We start from the raw sequence: 5680 nt of genomic DNA on the forward strand, positions 1-5680 counted from the left end.
CCCTACCAATAATAAATCAGTTTTAAATGTCCGAATCATAAATTGGGCGTTATGTTTCACTACTAAATTTGCGACAAATATAATTAGTGCAATTTTGAAAAACTCCGATGGTTGAATTTGACCGATGACAGGAAATTGAAACCATCTTTTCGCGCCTAATTTAACGGGAGTAAACGTTGATTCCGGTAATATTTTTAATATAACAATTGATGCAAAACCAACAATATACAGTGGCCAAGATAACTTTTGCCATTGATCCCAATCAATACTTGCAACAAGTATTAACAGTACAAAACCAATTATATAGTTCCTACCTTGCTGCAATGCAAAGTTTGTGCTTCCATACTGACCAGTTTGTTGACTACTATAAATTGCAGTGATACTAATAATACAAAACAAGCATAAAATCAAAAGCAGTTTTTTATCTAAATTCCTTAATAAATCTATAATTTTATTCATGAAACTCCTCTAAAGTGCTCAATAAATTCCATTTATCATCATAATTACTAGCACTCTTCTTATAAATTTTCTAGGTATACAAAAGGATTCTTTTGCTCAAAATTAATTTCCCTCAAATAAGGAAATTCTATATAACGTAATTAGTAACTATTTGGTATACTTCTTTAAACCTTTGAAATGAATAAGCTTTATAGCGTGCCCCAATCCGAGATAATTTGTCGTAAACGATTAGGATGTATACCTTTTGTACCAATATTCAACTGCAAATATTGTACACACTCTAATCACTCAATTATCTTTAAAAGGATTCTAGTGAAAATTAACTAGATAGTTCTTTTAACCAAGTTAAATATGTTTTTGAAGAGTTAGGCATAAGGTCTCCATTTTTTGTACCTGTACCAATTTATCTCACTACAAATTCTAAAACTTCGTTAGGAATGTGCTCAATATCTGATAAAGTTCACTCTAAATTTCATAGCTTTATCATTTGGTTGTCTCCCATTTCCAAATTTCGCGTATCTAATAGATTATAATCTTGGAAAATGAAACCTAAATGAATACGGCGGAATAAAGCTAACTTATCATCATTCATCTGTACGATGTCTTCTCCAGTAATTAAAATCTCGCCATTTGTCACATTATCAATTGTAGAAAAGACGTTTAATAGCACCTTCTTACCAGACCCAGAAGGTCCCATATTGCCAATGAACTCCCCTTCTTGCACTCGTATGTTAATCTCTTTTAAAGCTTCACATTCATATCCACCTGTGCCATATACTTTTTTTATATTTTCCACTTCTAATACTCTTTTCATCTCTATATTCCCCTCCTCTTCAATATTTTGCGAAAATATCTCCCATCAAACTTATCCCTTTAACTATTCTTATTCATATCGTAGGCAATCAACTGGATCCAATTTAGATGCTTTATTAGCCGGAAGTATACCAGCGACAATGCCGATTGATATTGATATGCCAACAGATAGTAGACCAAGCTTTATAGAAATAATAAGTGGCCATTCACCTATGAGTGCAGCTATCCAGGCAATGATAATACCTAATCCAAAACCAATCGCTCCGCCCAATGCTGTTAAAATACAAGCTTCAATGAGGAATTGCATTAGTATTTCCCCTCTTGTTGCACCAAGAGCTTTTCGAACACCAATTTCACGCGTGCGCTCTGTAACGGATATAAGCATGATATTCATCACACCAGCACCACCTACCATTAAAGACATCCCAGCGATACAAGCGAACACCATTTTCAACTCTCGGGATGTTTCTTCTAGTCCTTGACTATTTGTTCCCGTATCCACCGCTGTAAATGGATGCTCGAATTCCGGTGATTTCAATTCATTTAATACAGATACAGCTTGTTTCTCTACAGTTTCTCTTTCACTAGGAGAAGATAACTTAATTTGCACTGTATCATACTCCTCAACCCCTGAAATTAGCGGTACATTATCAATCGGTGTATATCCTGAATACGATTTAAATTGTCGATTCAAACTATCCTCATGTTTGTACACCCCGGCAATCTTATATGGTTTTCCTTTTATATCTATATATAAATCATCTTTCCAAGTATCAAATACCTTTGTAAATAAATCTTCATGGAGAATTACAATAGGAATTGGTTTTTTTAGCTCATCCTCCGTTAACTCACGTCCATGTACCATTTTTATTTTACGGTCCTGCATAAAATTACCTGTTCCCGCAAACAAATTAAAAGCAACATCTTGTGACCCCGTATATGCTTTTACATTCATACTCACATCTGGATATACATCCTTTACACCTGGTATCACTTGTAATTGCTTTACCATATCTGATGTAATTTTCGCTTTCTCTAATGGGAAATCCGGATTGTTATACTCTATATTAATTTCATCCATATGGTTGGTCTTCTCAAACTCTTTTTGCATCTTTGCAGTTTGCCCATCACCCATTGCAAGAATCGTAATAATCGCAACGATTCCAACAATAAGTCCCAGCATCGTTAAAATGGATCGCATTTTATGTGCAAAGATAGAAGATATAGCCATACGTATATTTTCAATTATATTCAAATTTATTCTCTCCAATCCTGAACAATGTTTCCGTCACGAATAACAATTCGACGTGCTGCTGCTTCCCCGATTTCACGATCATGGGTAATCATAATAATTGTTGAGCCCTGTTTGTTTAATTCGTAAAATAGATTTACAATTTGCTCACCCGTTTTCGTATCTAGTGCACCTGTTGGTTCATCTGCCAAAATAAATTTCGGATTATTTACAATTGCTCGTGCGACTGCAACACGCTGTTTTTGACCACCTGACAATTCATTTGGAAGTTTGGTGGCGTGATTAGCTAAACCAACTTTCGTTAAAGCTGCTAATGAACGCTCTTGCCTTTCTTTTTTATCGACTCCGGCGTAAATAAGAGGAAGTTCTACATTTTGAAGTGCTGTAAGTCTCGGTAATAACATGAAGTTTTGGAATACGAATCCAATCTCTTTATTGCGAACATGTGCGAGTTCTGTTTCAGACATGTTTGAAATATTTTGACCAGCTAATTCATACGTACCTGTCGTGGGCTTATCTAAGCAACCGATGATATTCATTAATGTAGATTTACCAGAACCAGACGGTCCCATGATAGAGGTAAAATCTCCTTGATTCAGAGTCACATCAATTCCATGTAAAATTTGAATAGATTCTGTACCATTTTGAAAAGATTTGGTAATTCCTTGTAAGTTAATCATTGCGTGGCAACCTCCATACCATCTTTTAGATCTACAGGAGGATTAGAGATAATCTGTTCCCCTTTTTTCACTCCAGAAACTTTTGCTTCGCTATTTGTTTCGAATTCAACCGTAACAGCTTGTTCTTTTGCTTTTCCGTCTTTTACAACAAAGACAACATTTTTATCCCCTTTTTTCAAGATACTGCTTTTCAGAACAATTGTACCAGTTGCTTCACCAGATTTACGCATTACATATACATGGAACCCGTTTTGTAATTCTTCATCATTATCTAATATAACAGTGAATGGATAGTTAGAAACTGTCTTGTTTTCATCCATACTTTTTAGTGGTGTAGAACCGATTTCTGTTACTTTTCCTGTCCAAGTCTTGCCAGCAACAGTTTTTGAAGAAACCGTTACTTCTTGTCCCACTTTCACGCTAGCAAGCTCGTATTCAGTTAATTGACCTTTCACTTTAAACGGACCATCGTGACGGAGTGTAATACCGCCCATACCGTTCTTTTCATTTGAAGTTGTAATAATATCATCAATGACCCCATCGGCAGGGCTCGTTACAGAAAGTGTGTTTAACTTCTCTTTTGCTACTTTAATCATTTCATCAGCTTTTTCTACTTCAAACTTCTTCATTTCAAGTTGTGATTCTAATTGTTGAATTTCAATTTCTGATGCTTTTACTGCTTCCGCAGGAAGACCCGTATTTTTATCTTTTTGTAGTTTTTGTTTTGCTACATCAATTTGTTTTTGCTGTAATGTTACCTCTTTTTGTGCAATTCTCTTTTGCATTTCTACTTCTGTTACGCCTTGTTTAACAGTTGGATCATTGTATTTAAACAGAAGCTGCCCTTTCTTTACTTCAGCACCTTTTTGAACAACTAATTCATACGTACCTTTTGTTGGATCAAATGAAATGGTTTCCATTCCATTTGGAATCACTTCACCAGCAAATTTTTGCTGATTCTCTATATGTTTTTCCGTTACTTGATATACTTTAGAGGATATAACCGGCTCAGATCCCTCAGCAAACGTCATATACGCTCCAAATCCTATACCAATTGTTACCACACCAACGATGACTACTTTAGTTACTTTCTTCATATTATCCTCACTTTTTCCTATATTTTATTTTTGGAAAACATTATTTCTTTTTGGGTAATTAGTTAATTTTTTCGGGAATTCTATATAAATTAAATTTAAAAACATAAACATCTCCTTTTTAAAATCATCCTGTTACAAAAAAAAACACTTTTTATTTCTAATTTCTTCTTGACCTAACCTATGTACAGGATAGAAGAAATTAATTAAATAAAAAGTGGGGTAAAAATTAAATATTTATTAAATGTTTAAATTCTCTTCTTTTGGCAATCTCACTTCAAATATTGTTCTCATTACATTACTTTCAGCAGAAATCTTCCCATTATGTTGCTCAACAATATTTTTAGCAATAAATAATCCAAGACCTGTACTGTTTTTCTGCACTGTTCTCGCTTTATCACCTGTATAAAACATATCGAAAAGATAGGGCAACTCTTCTTCTGGAATGCTATCTCCATAATTAACAATCTGTACAACAACATCTCCATCTTCACTGTATCCATTCATATCAACGAATTGTCCTTTATTTCCGTATCGAACCGCATTTGTTACAAGATTTTCAAATACACGAGCTAACAAATTCCCATCACCATTAATAAATAAATGAGGTTTAATATTTAATCTCACATCTAATTGATTCTTTTCCATTAATGGGTATAATTCCTCTTCCAACTGTATGAGCAATTCACTTATATTAATGGATTTTTCATCTAATTTTTGCACGCCATAATTCATTCGTGTAATTTCAAACAACTCATCAATTAAACTTTCAAGTCGCTGTGATTTTGCAAATGCAATTGTAGAATAATATTTAATCTGTTCCTTCGTCAAATTCTCCTCTTTGAGAATTAAATCTAGATAACCTAGTACAGATGTTAATGGTGTTCTTAAATCATGGGCTAAGTTAACAACGAGCTGATCTTTACTACTTTCTGCAAAGTCTCCTCTTTCAACCGCCTCTTTTAATTTTTCACTCGCGATATTAATTTCGCGTGCAATATCGCTAAATTCATCATTTGATGAAATAGAAACCTTATTTGTAAAATCTCCTTTAGCCAGATGATGAATGCCATTAGAAATTTCATCAAAATACTTTAAATATTGTTTTGTTAAATAGAAAAAAAACAAAGTAGATAGTAGAGAGACGGAAATAAAAGAAAGATAAAGATTTCCTCTAACCATAAGCAAAATGTGTATATAAACTTCACGGCTAAACCACATTCTTAAACAGAAACCTACTATTTTAACAAGTATATATGTAGCGCCGGCAGCTAATACCATACTAAGTGCAAATAAAGTAATCATTTTAGATCGAAAACTTTTCATTATTTTAGCCATTGAAAGTATAACCTACTCCCCATATCGTTTTTATTAGCTTATTC

5 protein-coding genes and 1 pseudogene are annotated in these 5680 nt (G+C 33.8%); all 6 read right to left on the reverse strand.

The window, feature by feature from the left end:
• Positions 1 to 459, reverse strand: a 459-nt coding sequence (locus ACZ76X_RS28840) for an FtsW/RodA/SpoVE family cell cycle protein (protein ID WP_479852457.1), incomplete at its 3' end; no start/stop codon positions are given.
• Between the two features lie 514 nt (positions 460 to 973).
• A pseudogene (locus ACZ76X_RS28845) lies at positions 974 to 1273 on the reverse strand (ATP-binding cassette domain-containing protein); the annotation flags it as partial.
• A 69-nt stretch (positions 1274 to 1342) separates the two neighbouring features.
• A complete protein-coding gene (locus ACZ76X_RS28850; RefSeq protein WP_479852458.1) occupies positions 1343 to 2527 on the reverse strand; it encodes an ABC transporter permease in 1185 nt (394 codons plus the stop codon).
• Between the two features lie 2 nt (positions 2528 to 2529).
• A complete protein-coding gene (locus ACZ76X_RS28855) occupies positions 2530 to 3204 on the reverse strand; it encodes an ABC transporter ATP-binding protein (RefSeq protein WP_479852459.1) in 675 nt (224 codons plus the stop codon).
• Positions 3201 to 4301, reverse strand: coding sequence for an efflux RND transporter periplasmic adaptor subunit (locus tag ACZ76X_RS28860; RefSeq protein WP_479852460.1), 1101 nt, complete (start codon positions 4299 to 4301; stop codon positions 3201 to 3203). The genes ACZ76X_RS28855 and ACZ76X_RS28860 overlap by 4 nt, the downstream gene beginning before the upstream one ends.
• Before the next feature lie 237 nt (positions 4302 to 4538).
• The gene (locus tag ACZ76X_RS28865; RefSeq protein WP_479852461.1) at positions 4539 to 5636 is read right to left on the reverse strand and encodes a sensor histidine kinase; all 1098 of its coding nucleotides are present in this window, start codon (positions 5634 to 5636) and stop codon (positions 4539 to 4541) included.
• Positions 5637 to 5680 lie beyond the last annotated feature (44 nt).

The sequence above is a fragment of the Bacillus sp. BC05(2025) genome (assembly GCF_056725905.1).